This is a genomic window from Enterobacter cloacae complex sp. 302F9 (assembly GCF_050030335.1).
GTDB classification, from domain to species: domain Bacteria; phylum Pseudomonadota; class Gammaproteobacteria; order Enterobacterales; family Enterobacteriaceae; genus Enterobacter; species Enterobacter hormaechei_C.
In genome coordinates this window covers 3,587,622-3,602,371 of record NZ_JBLGUC010000001.1, presented here as the reverse complement: position 1 = coordinate 3,602,371, position 14,750 = coordinate 3,587,622, and the positions used below count along the sequence as shown (strand labels likewise).

The 14,750-nt window shown below is 54.5% G+C and carries 25 protein-coding genes; 22 read left to right on the top strand and 3 right to left on the bottom strand.

What is annotated here, in order from left to right; genetic code table 11:
* The first annotated feature begins 2 nt into the window (after nucleotides 1-2).
* The 17 genes from ACQG0T_RS17475 to ACQG0T_RS17395 all read left to right on the top strand — a co-directional run bounded on the left by ACQG0T_RS17475 (nucleotide 3) and on the right by ACQG0T_RS17395 (nucleotide 9,979).
* A complete protein-coding gene (locus ACQG0T_RS17475) occupies nucleotides 3-830 on the top strand; it encodes a GPO family capsid scaffolding protein (RefSeq protein ID WP_032665781.1) in 828 nt (275 codons plus the stop codon).
* A 15-nt stretch (nucleotides 831-845) separates the two neighbouring features.
* Nucleotides 846-1,994, top strand: coding sequence for a phage major capsid protein, P2 family (locus ACQG0T_RS17470; protein WP_032678728.1), 1,149 nt, complete (start codon nucleotides 846-848; stop codon nucleotides 1,992-1,994).
* A gap of 3 nt (nucleotides 1,995-1,997) precedes the next feature.
* Nucleotides 1,998-2,651: a phage terminase small subunit gene (gene gpM, locus ACQG0T_RS17465; protein WP_032665783.1), complete on the top strand. Its 654-nt coding sequence runs from the start codon at nucleotides 1,998-2,000 to the stop codon at nucleotides 2,649-2,651.
* A gap of 98 nt (nucleotides 2,652-2,749) precedes the next feature.
* The gene (locus tag ACQG0T_RS17460; RefSeq protein ID WP_014884903.1) at nucleotides 2,750-3,217 is read left to right on the top strand and encodes a head completion/stabilization protein; all 468 of its coding nucleotides are present in this window, start codon (nucleotides 2,750-2,752) and stop codon (nucleotides 3,215-3,217) included.
* Entirely contained in the window at nucleotides 3,217-3,420 is a 204-nt protein-coding gene (locus ACQG0T_RS17455) for a tail protein X (RefSeq protein ID WP_000868184.1), read from the top strand. The genes ACQG0T_RS17460 and ACQG0T_RS17455 overlap by 1 nt, the downstream gene beginning before the upstream one ends.
* Nucleotides 3,421-3,423: 3 nt before the next feature.
* The gene (locus tag ACQG0T_RS17450; protein WP_014884902.1) at nucleotides 3,424-3,639 is read left to right on the top strand and encodes a hypothetical protein; all 216 of its coding nucleotides are present in this window, start codon (nucleotides 3,424-3,426) and stop codon (nucleotides 3,637-3,639) included.
* Nucleotides 3,620-4,135: a lysozyme gene (locus tag ACQG0T_RS17445; RefSeq protein WP_014884901.1), complete on the top strand. Its 516-nt coding sequence runs from the start codon at nucleotides 3,620-3,622 to the stop codon at nucleotides 4,133-4,135. The genes ACQG0T_RS17450 and ACQG0T_RS17445 overlap by 20 nt, the downstream gene beginning before the upstream one ends.
* Nucleotides 4,132-4,560 (top strand): Rz-like lysis system protein LysB, encoded by a 429-nt coding sequence (gene lysB / locus ACQG0T_RS17440; protein ID WP_063948443.1) that lies wholly within the window; start codon nucleotides 4,132-4,134, stop codon nucleotides 4,558-4,560. The genes ACQG0T_RS17445 and lysB overlap by 4 nt, the downstream gene beginning before the upstream one ends.
* The gene (gene lysC / locus ACQG0T_RS17435; protein WP_236248931.1) at nucleotides 4,445-4,693 is read left to right on the top strand and encodes an Rz1-like lysis system protein LysC; all 249 of its coding nucleotides are present in this window, start codon (nucleotides 4,445-4,447) and stop codon (nucleotides 4,691-4,693) included. The genes lysB and lysC overlap by 116 nt, the downstream gene beginning before the upstream one ends.
* Nucleotides 4,656-5,087 (top strand): phage tail protein, encoded by a 432-nt coding sequence (locus ACQG0T_RS17430; protein ID WP_014884898.1) that lies wholly within the window; start codon nucleotides 4,656-4,658, stop codon nucleotides 5,085-5,087. The genes lysC and ACQG0T_RS17430 overlap by 38 nt, the downstream gene beginning before the upstream one ends.
* Complete coding sequence (locus ACQG0T_RS17425; RefSeq protein WP_014884897.1) at nucleotides 5,080-5,526, top strand: phage virion morphogenesis protein; 447 nt, start codon at nucleotides 5,080-5,082, stop codon at nucleotides 5,524-5,526. The genes ACQG0T_RS17430 and ACQG0T_RS17425 overlap by 8 nt, the downstream gene beginning before the upstream one ends.
* A gap of 68 nt (nucleotides 5,527-5,594) precedes the next feature.
* Entirely contained in the window at nucleotides 5,595-6,173 is a 579-nt protein-coding gene (locus ACQG0T_RS17420) for a phage baseplate assembly protein V (protein ID WP_271040424.1), read from the top strand.
* The gene (locus ACQG0T_RS17415; RefSeq protein ID WP_015386368.1) at nucleotides 6,170-6,529 is read left to right on the top strand and encodes a GPW/gp25 family protein; all 360 of its coding nucleotides are present in this window, start codon (nucleotides 6,170-6,172) and stop codon (nucleotides 6,527-6,529) included. The genes ACQG0T_RS17420 and ACQG0T_RS17415 overlap by 4 nt, the downstream gene beginning before the upstream one ends.
* The gene (locus tag ACQG0T_RS17410; protein ID WP_063948445.1) at nucleotides 6,516-7,424 is read left to right on the top strand and encodes a baseplate assembly protein; all 909 of its coding nucleotides are present in this window, start codon (nucleotides 6,516-6,518) and stop codon (nucleotides 7,422-7,424) included. The genes ACQG0T_RS17415 and ACQG0T_RS17410 overlap by 14 nt, the downstream gene beginning before the upstream one ends.
* Nucleotides 7,417-8,022, top strand: coding sequence for a phage tail protein I (locus ACQG0T_RS17405; protein ID WP_044704139.1), 606 nt, complete (start codon nucleotides 7,417-7,419; stop codon nucleotides 8,020-8,022). The genes ACQG0T_RS17410 and ACQG0T_RS17405 overlap by 8 nt, the downstream gene beginning before the upstream one ends.
* The gene (locus tag ACQG0T_RS17400; RefSeq protein ID WP_426723855.1) at nucleotides 8,019-9,410 is read left to right on the top strand and encodes a phage tail protein; all 1,392 of its coding nucleotides are present in this window, start codon (nucleotides 8,019-8,021) and stop codon (nucleotides 9,408-9,410) included. The genes ACQG0T_RS17405 and ACQG0T_RS17400 overlap by 4 nt, the downstream gene beginning before the upstream one ends.
* A gap of 95 nt (nucleotides 9,411-9,505) precedes the next feature.
* The gene (locus ACQG0T_RS17395) at nucleotides 9,506-9,979 is read left to right on the top strand and encodes a tail fiber assembly protein (RefSeq protein ID WP_063930728.1); all 474 of its coding nucleotides are present in this window, start codon (nucleotides 9,506-9,508) and stop codon (nucleotides 9,977-9,979) included.
* Nucleotides 9,980-10,005: 26 nt separating this feature from the next.
* On the opposite strand, the gene ACQG0T_RS17390 is transcribed toward ACQG0T_RS17395, so the two are convergent.
* The 3 genes from ACQG0T_RS17390 to ACQG0T_RS17380 form a co-directional block, all read right to left on the bottom strand.
* Entirely contained in the window at nucleotides 10,006-10,359 is a 354-nt protein-coding gene (locus ACQG0T_RS17390) for a gp53-like domain-containing protein (RefSeq protein WP_080470253.1), read from the bottom strand.
* A 15-nt stretch (nucleotides 10,360-10,374) separates the two neighbouring features.
* Nucleotides 10,375-10,662 (bottom strand): gp53-like domain-containing protein, encoded by a 288-nt coding sequence (locus ACQG0T_RS17385; protein ID WP_126499356.1) that lies wholly within the window; start codon nucleotides 10,660-10,662, stop codon nucleotides 10,375-10,377.
* A gap of 78 nt (nucleotides 10,663-10,740) precedes the next feature.
* Nucleotides 10,741-10,998, bottom strand: coding sequence for a gp53-like domain-containing protein (locus ACQG0T_RS17380; protein ID WP_422393497.1), 258 nt, complete (start codon nucleotides 10,996-10,998; stop codon nucleotides 10,741-10,743).
* 212 nt (nucleotides 10,999-11,210) lie between these two features.
* Here ACQG0T_RS17380 and ACQG0T_RS17375 point away from each other — a divergent pair, with 212 nt between their 5' ends.
* The 5 genes from ACQG0T_RS17375 to ACQG0T_RS17355 all read left to right on the top strand — a co-directional run bounded on the left by ACQG0T_RS17375 (nucleotide 11,211) and on the right by ACQG0T_RS17355 (nucleotide 14,745).
* Entirely contained in the window at nucleotides 11,211-11,798 is a 588-nt protein-coding gene (locus tag ACQG0T_RS17375; protein ID WP_058651076.1) for a recombinase family protein, read from the top strand.
* Between the two features lie 59 nt (nucleotides 11,799-11,857).
* Nucleotides 11,858-12,610 (top strand): DNA-methyltransferase, encoded by a 753-nt coding sequence (locus ACQG0T_RS17370; protein WP_063930727.1) that lies wholly within the window; start codon nucleotides 11,858-11,860, stop codon nucleotides 12,608-12,610.
* 80 nt (nucleotides 12,611-12,690) lie between these two features.
* Complete coding sequence (locus ACQG0T_RS17365; protein WP_007848866.1) at nucleotides 12,691-13,863, top strand: phage tail sheath protein; 1,173 nt, start codon at nucleotides 12,691-12,693, stop codon at nucleotides 13,861-13,863.
* Nucleotides 13,864-13,872: 9 nt separating this feature from the next.
* Entirely contained in the window at nucleotides 13,873-14,388 is a 516-nt protein-coding gene (locus ACQG0T_RS17360; protein WP_007848874.1) for a phage major tail tube protein, read from the top strand.
* Nucleotides 14,389-14,442: 54 nt separating this feature from the next.
* Nucleotides 14,443-14,745, top strand: a complete 303-nt coding sequence (locus ACQG0T_RS17355; RefSeq protein ID WP_048987598.1) for a phage tail assembly protein — start codon at nucleotides 14,443-14,445, stop codon at nucleotides 14,743-14,745.
* Nucleotides 14,746-14,750 lie beyond the last annotated feature (5 nt).

The window sequence follows — 14,750 nt, the reverse complement described above, 5'->3', positions numbered from 1 at the left end:
CGATGGCAAAAAAATCTAAGCGTTTTCGTATTGGGGTCGAAGGGGCCACTACTGACGGGCGCGTTATTGAGCGTGAATGGCTCACCCAGATGGCGGCGAGCTATAACCCGCAGGTATACACCGCGCTGATCAATATGGAACACATCAAGGGCTTCACCCCTGATGGGCCTTTCCGTCGTTTTGGCATGGTGGAAAAGCTGGAAGCGGAAGAAATCACCGAAGGGGCATTATCCGGGAAAATGGCGCTGTATGGCTGGATTGCCCCGACTGACGATCTGGTCACGATGACCAGCAACTGGCAGAAGCTTTTCACCTCAATGGAAGTTAACACCAGCTTTGCCGATACCGGCTCCGCTTATCTGGTTGGCCTGGCGATTACTGACGATCCGGCAAGCCTCGGCACTGAAATGCTGCAGTTCAGTGCCAGCGCAGAACATAACCCCCTGGCGCGCCGCAAGCTGGACAAAGACAACCTGTTTACCGCTGCTGTTGAAACGCTGATCGAGTTTGAGGACGTGCCGGAAAAAACCAGCCTGTTTACCCGCGTGAAAGAGCTGCTGTCCCGCAAAGGCGCCGATGATAACGCCCGCTTTGCTGATGTGAATCAGGCTGTTGAAACCATCGCGCGTGAGCATCAGACGCTGGCGGAGCAGGTCAGCACCCATCAAACCGATTTCAGCAACAAGCTGAGCGATATGCAGAAGGTTGTTGATGAGACAACCAACGCACTCTCCACCCTGCGTGAGCAGCTTTCCACTCAGGACAGCCGCAGCGAACGCCGCCCTAATGCGACCGGCAATAACGGCGCAGAACAAACCACCGATTGCTGATGGAGCAAAAGCACAATGAAAAAAGAGACGCGTTTTAAATTCAACGGCTATCTGACGCAGCTCGCCACACTTAATGGCGTGCCTGTGAGCGGTATCACCTCAAAATATACGGCAGAGCCGTCCGTTGCGCAGACGCTGGAAACGAAAATCCAGGAGTCTTCCTCGTTCCTTCAGAAAATCAACATTATCCCGGTTGATGAGCAGTCCGGCGAGCGTCTGGGGCTGGGGATTGGCGCCAGTATCGCCGGTAATACTGATACCACCCAGAAAGACCGTGAACCCGTTGATCCGACTTACATCGACGGTGAAGGGTACAAGTGTACCCAGACTAACTCTGATACTGCGCTGCCTTATGCAAAACTGGATTTGTGGGCTAAATTCCAAGACTTCCAGACGCGCATCCGTGACGCCATCATTATTCGCCAGGCACTTGACCGCATCATGATCGGCTTCAACGGTGTGAAACGTGAAAAAACGTCAGACCGCAAGACCTATCCGCTGCTGCAGGATGTGAATATCGGCTGGCTGGAGAAAATCCGCCAGGAGAAACCCGTTCAGGTTCTGGACAAAATCGTGTCCGAGGGCGAGGTGGTTTCTCAGACTATCCGTGTCGGTAAAGGCGGCGATTTCCTGAATCTGGACGCGCTGGTTATGGGCGCCGTGAATGAGAAAATCGCGCCGTGGTATCAGGAAGATACGGAGCTTGTGGTTATCGTCGGGCGCCAGTTGCTGGCGGATAAATATTTCCCGATCGTCAACCGCGACCAGCCAAACAGCGAAGCGATGGCGGCCGATCTCATCATCAGCCAGAAGCGTATCGGCAACCTCCCGGCCGTTCGCGCGCCGTTCTTCCCGGCTAATGCCATGCTGATCACCCGTCTGGATAACCTGTCTATTTACTGGCAAGCCGGTACCCGTCGTCGTTCAGTTATCGACAATCCGAAGCGTGACCGCGTGGAGAACTACGAATCCGTTAACGAGGCGTATGTTGTCGAAGATTACGATGGCGTTTGTCTGGTTGAGAACATCGAGATGTTACCAGCGCAGGCAGACGGCAATCCGGGCGCGGCGCTGACGGCTGAAAATATTCAGACCATCGTTGCTGCAGCAGTGCAGGGCGCGCTTGATGCTCAGAATACGGGCGGCACTGGCGCCGGAGCGTGATAAATGAATCCGTTCCGTGCTCACACTCAGTATGTACAGGCACAGGATGCCGCCCGGCAGGGCGGCAGTAAAGCCAGTATGACGGGTTATAACCAGATGCTGTTACAGCTGACAGAACACCGCAGGCGCCTTAAAACCGTCCAGTCAAATGAGCGCAAGGCTCAGCTCAAACGTGAGTTTCTTCCCGCTTATGCCTCATGGATTGCCGGTTTGCTGGATGCTGACGCGTCAGGCCAGGACGACGTGGCGATGTACGTCATGATCTGGCGCATTGATGCCGGAGACTATACCGGCGCGCTGGACATTGCCCGTCATGCCATTAAACACGGATGGGTCCTGCCGCAGCGCTTCAACCGGACCTGCGGGACCGCTGTTGCCGAAGAGTTTGCCGACGCGGCAATGCGCGCTTTTTCTGCCGGTGAATCATTCAATGCCGCCATTCTTACCCAGGTGCTCGATATCGTTGAAGGTCAGGATATGCCGGATCAGTCCCGCGCCCGACTTCATAAGGCGATGGGCTACGCGCTGCGGGATAACGATCAGGCAGTGGCAGCACTTAACCATCTGAAGCGTGCCCTGCAGCTGGATAACAGTTCTGGCGTCAAAACCGAAATCAACAAGCTTGAAAGCCGATTGCGACAGGCAATGTCGGCTTAACGAATCGTGCCAACGCGCGGGGCGGCACGGGGTGGCGACAGGCTTTATGCCGCGTCAAAACCCCGTCCACCGCCCAACTATTTGGGAGTGCCAGAAATATGCAATTCGTTTCGCCGGAACAGGCCGGGGAAAGTACCCAGGACGTTATTAAAAACACCAGTTTCTGGCCTGATGTCAGGGTTTCAGAGTTCCGCCGTGATATGCGCATGGATGGGAGTGTCACCGATCCGCGCCTGCGTCTGGCGTTGCTGACAGCGATTGCTGAAGTTAACGCCGATCTTTATGAGTTTCGCGAGAAACAACGGGCGCAGGGGTATGCGAGCCTGGCCGACGTCCCTGCAGATGTGATCGACGGCGAAAGCCAGCGGCTCATGCTGTATCGCCGTGCGGTGTTTTGCTGGGCAAAAGCAAACCTGGTTGAGCGCTATCGCGATTTTGACGCAACCGGCGACGGAAGCAAGAAAGCTGAAGATATCGAAACAACCTTAGGCGAGCTGTGGCGCGATGTGCGCTGGGCGGAGTCCCGCCTGCGCGATATGCCGCATATGACGGTGGAGCTGATTTGATGAAAGTGCGTGCGCATCAGTATGACACGGTGGACGCACTCTGCTGGCGCCATTACGGGCGCACGCAGGGAGTCACTGAACAGGTGCTGCAGGCGAATCCGGGGCTGGCTGAATATGGCCCCTTTTTACCGCACGGGCTGCAGGTGGAGCTGCCGGACATTACGGCGTCAACCACTGCGCAGACTGTCCAGTTATGGGACTGAACTATGACGCTTGAACGAATCAGCGCCTTTATCACTTACTGCGTTGCCCTGCTTCTGGCATGGCTCGGTGATTTGTCTCTTAAAGATGTATCGACCATCACCGGTCTTGCGCTGGGGATTATTACTGCAGCGGTGACCTGTTATTTACGCTGGAAAGCCTACCAGCTGCTGCGGGACGGCAGAATATCCAGGGGGGAATATGAGTCCTTCAATCGTTAAGCGTTGCCTGGTCGGCGCGGTGCTGGCGATTGCCGCCACGCTGCCGGGTTTTCAGTCACTTCATACCTCCGTCGAGGGGCTGAAACTGATTGCTGATTTCGAAGGATGTCGCCTCCAGCCATACCAGTGCAGCGCCGGGGTCTGGACTGACGGGATCGGCAATACGTCCGGGGTAGTGCCGGGCAAAACCATAACGGAGCGACAGGCCGCGCAGGGGCTGATTAATAACGTGTTGCTGACGGAAAAAAGGATTGAAGCCTGCCTGCAGGTTAAGCCACCTCAGCATGTTTACGATGCCCTGATCAGTATCGGTTTCAATGTCGGAACGGGGGCAATCTGCCGGTCAACAATGGTTTCTTACATCAATCGCCAGCAATGGTGGCAGGCGTGCAACCAGCTCCCCCGCTGGGTTTATGTAAATGGTCAACGGAATAAAGGGCTGGAAAACCGGCGCGCCCGTGAGCTTGCCTGGTGCCTTAAAGGGGCAGGGGCATGACGCGCGCGCTGGCGGTGATCCTTGCTCTGGTGCTGGCACTGCTGGGCTGGCAGTCATGGCGGCTTAACAATGCCGTTAGCACCATCGGGACGCAGGCAGAGGCGCTTAAAAAGAACAAGCAGGAGCTGGCGAAGAAAAACAGCCAGCTCATCAGCCTGTCCATTCTTACTGAAACCAACAGCCGGGCGCAGATGCAACTTTATGCTGCAGCGGAGGAGAATTCCGCGCTGTTGCGGAGTCGCCAGCGCCGGATCGAGGAGCTAAAACGTGAAAACGAGGATTTACGGCGCTGGGCTGACACTCCTTTGCCTGCTGACATTATCCGGCTGCGGGAGCGCCCGGCCATCGCAGGAGGTGCAGCTTACCGTGAGTGGTTGTCCAAAAGTGACGCAATGCCGCCTGGACAGGTCAGCGCCGCGCAGTAATGGGGATTTGAACCAGGTGCTGGATGAGACTGAGGCCGCCTGGGCAGCATGTGCCGACAAAGTGGACACGATCATAGCGTGTCAGGAGCGAGACAGTGAACAAGCCGCAGTCCTTACGCAACGCCCTGAATAAATCGGTGGCGTATGTCCGTGACAACCCGGACAAACTGCACCTTTTTGTTGATAACGGTTCGCTGGTCGCAACCGGCGCCCGTTCAATGTCATGGGAATATCGCTACACCCTGAATGTGGTGATTGAAGACTTTAGCGGCAACCAGAATTTAGTGATGGCGCCCGTATTGCTCTGGTTAATGACCAATCAACCGGACGCTATCAACAACCCGGAGCTGCGCGAAAAACTTTTTACCTTTGACGTCGATATCCTGAGCAACGATCTGTGTGATATCAGCCTCAATCTGCAGCTCACGGAGCGCGTGATTGTCAGCACAGACGGCACCGTATCGAGCGTTGAAGCGGTGCCGGAACCCGACGTACCCGAAGAAATGTGGACGGTGAAACGTGGATGACCTGCAGAGGGTGGATGACTGGCTGGCGGCCCTGCTGGCGAATCTGGAACCGGCAGCCCGCAACCGTATGATGCGACAACTGGCGCAGGAGCTGCGCCGGTCGCAACAGCAAAATATCAGGCTGCAGCGCAATCCAGACGGCACCACCTTTGAGCCGCGCCGGGTGACGGCCAGAAGTAAAAAGGGGCGCATCAAGCGCCAGATGTTCGCCAAATTGCGCACCACTAAATACCTGAAAACCGCAGCCACTGCGGACTCTGCCAGCGTGCAGTTTGATGGGAAAGTCCAGCGCATCGCCCGTGTTCACCATTATGGTCTGCGTGATCGAGTCAGACGCAACGGCCCGGAGGCCCGGTACCCGGCACGCCGTCTTTTGGGCGTGAATGATGAGGTGGAAACCATCACCCGTGACACGCTTTTGCGCTGGCTGTCGGAGTGAAATTTGTGTCACGGACGGCACAAAACCCAACGCTGCCTCCCTTTTCCCTCTGATGGCAACCTTTCGTTATGAACGCACAACTAACCGAAATCATGCGCCTTATCACCAACCTGATCCGCACCGGCACCGTAACCGAAGTGGACCGGGAAAACTGGCTATGCCGGGTGAAAGTGGGCGAGCTTGAAACCAACTGGATTAACTGGCTGACACTGCGCGCAGGTGGTGCCCGTACATGGTGGTGCCCGTCGCCGGATGAGCAGGTGGTGGTGCTGAGTATGGGCGGCAATCTGGAAACCGCTTTTGCCTTACCTGCGATCTATTCCAACCAGTTCGCCCCGCCGTCGGACTCTGTGGACGGCTGCGTAACGGAATACCCGGACGGTGGCTGGTTTGAATATGAACCAGCGACCGGCCGCTGGCATGTGCGGGGCATCAAATCCATGGTGATCGAGGCTGCAGATAACATAACCCTGAAAACGGGGGAATTCGTGGTGGAAGCAAGCAACACGCGCATAAACAGCGAGGTGGTGATCAATGGTGGCGTCACCCAGAGCGGCGGCGCCATGAGTTCTAACGGGATCGTAGTCGATAAACACGGTCATACCGGCGTTAAGTCCGGCGGCGATACATCAGGAGGCCCGGTATGACGCTTTATATCGGCATGAGTCAGGGCAACGGCAGGACCATTACCGACACGGACCACCTACGCCAGTCGGTCCGGGATATTCTGCTGACCCCGCAGGGGAGCCGCATTGCCCGGAGGGAATACGGCTCGCTTCTGTCTGAACTGATAGACCAGCCGCAGAACCCGGCGCTGCGCCTGCAGGTAATGTCTGCGGTCTATGTGGCTCTGAGTCGCTGGGAGCCACGGCTTACCCTGGATTCCATCACCATAGACAGCAGTTTTGATGGTTCGATGGTGGTTGAGCTTACCGGGCAGCGTGATAACGGCGCGCCGGTTTCACTTTCGGTATCAACAGGAGCAGACAATGGCAGTCATTGACCTTTCCCAGCTGCCCGCCCCGCAGATAGTGGATGTGCCGAATTTTGAAACGCTGCTAAACGAACGGAAAGCCGCGTTTATGGCCCTTTATCCGGCAGACGAGCAGGACGCGGTAAGGCGCACGCTTGAGCTGGAGTCTGAACCCGTGACCAAGCTCCTGCAGGAAAATGCGTATCGTGAAATCCTCCTGCGCCAGCGCATTAACGAGGCGGCGCAGGCGGTCATGGTGGCTTATGCAATTGGCGGCGATCTCGATCAGATGGCGGCCAACTACAACGTGAAGCGGCTGACGGTTACACCTGCGGATAACGACGCGGTGCCGCCGGTCGCAGCGGTAATGGAAAGTGATGAGGCGCTGCGCCTGCGTGTTCCTGCTGCATTTGAGGGGCTGTCCGTGGCGGGGCCGACGGCGGCCTATGAGTTTCACGCTAAAAGCGCTGACGGGCGAGTGGCTGACGCCAGCGCAACCAGCCCGGCACCGGCGGAGGTGGTGCTTACCGTGCTGAGCCGTGAGGGCGACGGAACGGCAGCGGCGGATCTGCTGGCAGTGGTTGAACAGGCGCTTAACAGTGAGAACGTGCGGCCGGTTGCTGACCGTCTGACGGTGCGCAGCGCTGAAATTATTCCGTACAGCGTGGATGCGACGATCTTTCTTTACCCGGGGCCAGAAGCTGAGCCGGTGATGGAGGCGGCAAAAGCCAGCCTGCAGAAATATATAGCCAGCCAGACGAGGCTGGGGCGTGATATTCGCCGCAGTGCTATTTATGCCGCGCTGCATGTTGAAGGTGTGCAGCGTGTTGAACTGGCCTCGCCGCTCGCTGATGTGGTGCTAGATAAGACACAAGCCGCTTCATGTACGGAATGGAGCGTAACCAACGGGGGAACGGATGAATAGTCTGCTTCCTCCTGGTTCATCGGCGCTTGAGCGCCGACTTGCTCAGACCTGCAGCGGAATTTCCGATCTGCAGGTGCCGCTGCGGGATTTATGGAACCCGGCAACATGCCCGGTCAAGTTTCTGCCGTATCTGGCGTGGGCCTTTTCGGTTGATCGCTGGGACGAAGGATGGGCGGAGAGCGTGAAGCGCCGTGTGGTGCAGGATGCGTTCTATATCCATCAGCACAAGGGAACAACAAGCGCGGTGCGGCGTGTGGTGGAGCCGTTCGGCTTTCTGATCCGCATCATTGAATGGTGGCAGACCGGCGAGGCGCCGGGCACGTTTCGCCTGGATATTGGGGTGCAGGACCAGGGCATAACAGAGGAAACCTATCTGGAGCTGGAGCGCCTGATTGGTGACGCCAAACCCTGCAGCCGGCATCTGATCGGCATGTCCATAAATCTGCAGACGAGCGGGCCATATTTTGTGGGAGCTGCCACTTACACCGGCGAAGAAATCACGATTTACCCGTATATCAACGAAACCATCATTTCCGGTGGCACTGCCTACGAGGGCGGCGCCGTCCATGTTATCGACACAATGAGAGTGAACCCATGAGCGCAAAATTTTATACCCTGCTGACGGATATTGGCGCGGCGAAACTGGCAAGCGCTGCCGCGCTCGGTGTGCCGCTGAAAATTACCCAGATGGCGGTGGGGGATGGCGACGGCGTGCTTCCAACTCCCAGCGCACAACAGACGAAGCTGGTTTCCGAAAAGCGGCGCGCTGACCTGAACATGCTTTACATCGATCCGCAGAACAGCAGCCAGATTATTGCTGAGCAGGTGATTCCTGAAACGGAGGGCGGTTGGTGGATTCGTGAGGTTGGGCTGTTTGATGAAACGGGCGCGCTGATCGCCGTGGGGAACTGCCCGGAGAGCTATAAGCCGCAGCTGGCAGAGGGAAGCGGCCGCACGCAGACAGTGCGCATGGTACTGATTACCAGCAGCACCGATAACATTACGCTGAAAATTGATCCGTCCGTAGTGCTGGCTACCCGAAAATATGTGGATGACAAGGTGCTGGAACTAAAGGTGTATGTAGATGAGCTGATGGCGGCGCATCTTGCAGCAGCTGATCCACATACGCAATATGCGCCAAAAGCCAGCCCGACGTTTACCGGCACCCCAAAAGCACCGACTGCAGCTGCAGGTAACAATACCACTCAGCTTGCCACAACTGCGTTTGTGCAGGCGGCTCTGATCGCCCTGGTGAATGGTGCCCCGGCTACGCTGGACACGCTGAAAGAAATTGCTGCGGCTATCAACAACGATCCTAATTTCAGCACCACCATTAATAACGCGCTTGCACTCAAAGCCCCACTGGCAAGCCCGGCCCTGACCGGAACGCCGACAGCCCCCACGGCTGCGCAGACTGTCAACAATACGCAAATAGCCACTACTGCTTTCGTAAAATCAGCTCTGGCTGCGCTTGTTGGCTCATCACCTGCGGCGCTTGATACCCTGAACGAGCTGGCGGCAGCGTTAGGAAACGATCCTAACTTTGCAACCACCATGACAAATGCGCTGGCAGGCAAGCAGCCGCTGGATAGCACGCTGACAACTTTGTCTGGAAAAACCGCAGATGGGATTATCGAATACCTTCGTTTGGGAGAAGCGGCAAAAATGGAGGCGGCCACCGCACAGAACGGTGCTAATGGCTGGCTATATATTCCCGTTTCTGGTGGCAAAAAAATGCTGTTACAGTGGGGGCTTTTAACCGGTGCTAGTAATTATTCTTTTAAATTCCCAATAGCATTTCCCGTAGGTGGTTTATGCCTGGCCGCTATGGCACATACAACTGATTCCGCTGATGTGAGCATGGTAACTATGACTAATGGATTTATCAGGGATAAAACCAGCGCGTTTGCCTTGTGCGCCAGAACAGTGAACGGCGTGCAGCAACCTTTTGAGCGTAGCGTTTACTGGTTCGCTATTGGCTACTGACCTCAAAATATTGTGTTATTACTCACACAAAGTAGCTAGATAATTATTTTACGAAACCGCACTTACGATCTGAGACTCAAACTAAGGAGTGCGTTATGAACTATTGGTTTAGCCCTGCAAATAATGCTTTTTACCCAGTATCTTTAAAGGAGTCTTATGTAAATGCAGGTAGTCTTCCTAATGATTTAATCGAAGTGGAGGATAGTGTTTTCAGCGAATTTTCCGCGACGCCACCAGAAGGGAAGTTGCGTGGCATTGGAGCTGATGGTTTTCCGATCTGGATTGATATTCCCGTTGTGGAAGAAAGCCCAGAACAAATCCAGGCACGCGCCCGTGCTTTGCGGGATGAATTCATCGTCAGTACAGATCGGATGCTTGTTTCTGATTTCACTATTAACAATATTCCATTGACCGCAGAACAGCAGGCGGAGCTTTTGGACGTAAGGCAAAAGTTTAAACTTTGGCCTGAGAGCGAGGGCTGGCCTAATGTTGAACTTCCTGCGATACCCCAATGGATTCTTATTGAGGCAGTAAACAACGGTTACATAGTCAAGAATTGGCCTGAGTGAAATAAAGCCCGCAAGGGCTTTATTTTTTAATAACCTAAAACAATCCAGTAAATCGTATTAGTAGTGGGCGTTACGTAAGTGAAATTTATCACCCCGCGAGAGGATTTTGCCGTATCAAAGCCAACAAAACGAGTCGAGGGGTCTTGCGTACTGAACATTGCATTAACCATCAGAATCGAGGCTGGAAAGACAACAGGTAAAGTAACCGACAAACTGTTTACAACACCGTTAGTTGTAGTAACTGCAAAACTTCCCCACTGAATAATTAAACCACTAGGTAATTTTGCATAGCCATTGCCTGAAATGCTGCTAGCGAAATAAGCCATGTCAGGTAGTTGATTGGCGCCACTTCCAACCGTCCTTTTTGCCGCTTCTCCCAAACGAACGTTATTTGCTTAATAGCCAATGGCTATAAACCGGAATGACACGTTTGCATTTAACGCATTTAGAACGGCTCCAGCCTGAGATAACTTAACCGCTCTTGTAGTAAAAGTTGAAAGGGTTGCAGGCGCTGCAGAACCAAACCCAACGCCAGCATCCTCAGGATTATTATGCGTAACATATACTTGTGCAAACACGGATGGGAACGCTACAGGAAGCGAAGATGTGTAGACCTCTCCACTACCTGCTGTATTAACACTACCTTGCCCCCATTGAAGAATTAAATTTTTGTTACCACTCATCGGGATTTTGGCCCATCCGTTATAGCCAATAACACCGCTAACAGCTGGCAGCGTTGCCGCTTCCCCCAAACGAACGTTTTAAAATCCTATCGCTATATAGCTTGATGACTGCAGCCTGATAGGAATATGTGGGTAAGGCGCATTAGAAACATCACGAAATACAGCTGTGAATTCTGTTAGTGAGCGAGTGGCGAATGATGCAGAAAAGCCTCCGTTGATTGTATCCAGCGGCCCGAATGCTCCAGCAAGAAAAGCTCTCGGGAATGCAATCGGTAACTGTGCATTTCCGCTCGCACCGCTTCCACCATTTGAAACGCTTCCCCATTGAATTATCAATTCCCGCTCAGCAGTTAAGGGAATTTTGGTCCACCCATTACCCGTGAGCGATCCCGTTGCCGCTGCAAGTTTTGCCGCTTCCCCCAAACGAAGGTTTTTTATCCACCACGGTCATGATTGTCCGTGTTGGCCATTCTCTGCAGTACCGTCAGAAATGACCATGCTCGATAAAATGGTGGCATCATTCACCACTTTTTTATGGGCGAAAAATCATGCAAATCGGTTACGTAAGGGTGTCAACAAATGACCAAAACACAGCGTTACAACGAAATGCGCTGGAGTGCGCAGGATGTGAGCTGATATTTGAGGATAAAATGAGCGGTAAAACCTCTGATCGTCCGGGGCTAAAGAAGGTCCTGCGCACACTCTCCGAAGGGGACACGCTGGTAGTCTGGAAGCTGGACAGGTTGGGCAGGAGTATGCGGCATCTTGTTACTCTGATCGAAGACCTGCGAGGGAGGGGAGTAAATTTCCGCAGCCTGACAGACAGCATTGATACATCAACTCCGATGGGGCGTTTCTTTTTCCATGTTATGGGTGCCCTGGCAGAAATGGAGCGAGAGCTGATCGTAGAGCGAACCCGTGCCGGGCTGGCTGTAGCGCGTGCGCAAGGGCGGATTGGTGGCCGACGGCCAAAGCTATCAGAGGATGAGTGGGCGCAAATTGGCCGGTTGCTGGCTGCCGGAGAAACGCGAAAACGCGTGTCGATAATTTTTGATGTTGGCATATCTACCATTTACAAAAGATTCCCCGCGTCGGGCTTAACTGAATTGTCTGAACGCTCAGACACTCCTGTATAAATGAAACATGCTTTCTCATTTATGTAACCTGAAATCAGGCACATAAGAGAGGCAAGGCTATGCAAAAAGCAGTTATTGGGGCGGCAACTATTTACTGTGGTGACAGCCTGGAAATTTTGCGCGAACTAACTGGCGTATTTGATGCAGTAATTACTGATCCGCCTTATTCCAGCGGTGGTATGACGCGCAGTGATCGGCAGGCCAAACCCTCCGGGAAGTATGTAGGCAATAACAACTACCATGAGTTTTTCGGCGATAACAGAGACGTGCGCTCCTGGGCGTTCTGGATGACGCAGTGGATGAGTCAGGTTAACCGCCTGGTTAAGTCAGGCGGCTATGCCATGGTTTTCACTGACTGGCGGCAGCTTCCAACGCTTACTGACGTTTTCCAGGCTGGCGGTTTTGTGTGGCGGGGGCTGATTCCGTGGGATAAAACGCTTTCAACCCGTGCGCCTCATACCGGTTATTTTCGTCATCAGTGCGAATACGTGGTTTGGGGAAGTAACGGACCATTGCCTAAAAGTCTGCATGGTGGACCCTGGCCGGGTATGGTGACTCGTCGGGTTATTCCGTCTCAAAAACTCCATATGACCGGCAAACCGATTGAGCTTATGGAGAGCCTGGTTGCTCCAGTTCCCCCTGGCGGCCATATTCTTGATCCATTTATGGGGAGTGCATCAACTGGCGTTGCCGCGCTGAGGAAGGGATATAAATTTACCGGGATTGAAATGAGCCAGCAGTATTTTGATATCTCATGCGAACGCCTGGAAAAAGAAAACGCAGATATCCGCGCGGGCGTATTGTGTGATTAAGGGAACAATGCCGCGTAGCTGTCTGCGCGGCCCATTCAATTCACCATAGGGCGAAACCTAAACACCGGAGGGTTCGCCGTATGGCTCAGGATTATCACCACGGTGTGCGCGTCGTTGAGGTCAACGATGGCACCCGCCCCATTTCAACAGTAAGCACGGCAATTGTCGGTATGGTCTGTACCGGCGATGATGCAGATGCGTCCGTGTTCCCCCTCAATAAACCGGTCCTGCTTACCGACGTGCTGACCGCCAGCGGTAAAGCAGGCGAGTCCGGCACGCTGGCCCGCTCGCTGGATGCAATTGCCGACCAGGCTAAACCCGTGACCGTCGTTGTGCGCGTTGCACAGGGTGAAACCGAAGCGGAAACAACCTCCAACATTATCGGCGGCGTGACAGCTGACGGTAAAAAAACGGGGATGAAAGCGCTGTTATCTGCGCAGTCCCAGCTCGGCGTTAAGCCGCGCATTCTTGGCGTGCCGGGGCATGACACGCAGGCAGTTGCCACTGAGCTGCTGAGCGTGGCGCAGAGTCTGCGCGGCTTCGCCTATCTGTCAGCCTACGGCTGCAAAACGGTAGAGGAGGCCATTGCCTACCGCGCTAATTTCAGCCAGCGCGAGGGGATGCTGATCTGGCCAGATTTCATCAGTTTTGACACCGTGCTGAACGCTGACGCAACGGCTTACGCCTCAGCCCGTGCGCTTGGCCTGCGTGCCAAAATTGACGAACAGACCGGCTGGCACAAATCCCTGTCCAACGTGGGCGTGAACGGCGTCACCGGTATTTCTGCTGATGTGTTCTGGGATTTGCAGGACCCTGCAACTGATGCGGGGCTGCTGAACCAGAACGATGTCACCACGCTGATCCGCAAAGACGGTTTCCGCTTCTGGGGTTCCCGCTGCCTCAGTGACGATCCTCTGTTTGCCTTTGAAAACTACACCCGCACCGCGCAGGTACTGGCTGACACCATCGCAGAAGCGCACATGTGGGCGGTGGATGGCGTGCTTAACCCGTCGCTGGCCCGCGACATTATCGAAGGTATTCGCGCCAAACTGCGCAACCTGAAAACGCAGGGCTACATCATCGGCGCAGACTGCTGGCTGGATGAGTCCGTAAACGATAAAGATTCCCTGAAAGCCGGGAAGCTCACTATCGATTACGACTATACGCCGGTACCGCCTCTGGAAAACCTGATGCTGCGCCAGCGCATCACCGATCAGTATCTGCTGGATTTCTCCAGCCAGGTCAGCGCGTAAGGGGACAAAATGGCTTTACCACGCAAGTTAAAACACCTGAACCTGTTTAACGACGGGAATAACTATCAGGGGATTGTTGAGTCCCTGACCCTGCCTAAATTCGGCCGCAAGTTTGAAAAGTATCGCGGCGGCGGTATGCCCGGTTCGGCTGATGTTGATCTGGGGCTTGATGATGGCGCGCTGGACACGGAATTTTCAATCGGTGGCACCGAACTGCTGTTATTCAAGCAGATGGGTAAAGCCACCGTTGACGGCATCCAGCTGCGTTTCACCGGCTCCATTCAGCGTGATGATACCGGCGAAGTGCAGGCCGTTGAGCTGGTTGTGCGCGGGAGACATAAAGAAGTCGATTCCGGCGAATGGAAAACCGGCGAGAGCAACACCACAAAAGTCAGCAGCACCAACAGCTACGCGAAGCTGACCATTAACGGCGAGGTGCTCTATGAGGTTGATGTGATCAACATGATTGAAATCGTTGATGGCGTGGACCTGATGGAAGAACACCGCAACGCCCTGGGCCTCTGATCTACTTTAAAGGCGCGGGCAGCCGCGCCAGTACCTTATTAACAGGAAATGACAATGAGCGAACAACTGACTGAAAAAACCGTACAGCTGGACACCCCAATCAAACGCGGTAAAACCGAAATTGCCGAAATTGTACTGCGCAAGCCGCAGTCCGGCGCGCTGCGTGGCACCCGTCTGCAGGCGATCATGGATATGGACGTCGGCGCGATGATGACGATTATTCCCCGTATCTCCACACCCGCGCTGACCGCTCAGGAAATGGCTGAAATGGACCCGGCCGATCTCACCGCGCTGTCGATTGAGGTGGTCACTTTTTTGTTGAAGAAATCGGTGCTTGCCGGTTTGCCGACAGCCTGACGTTA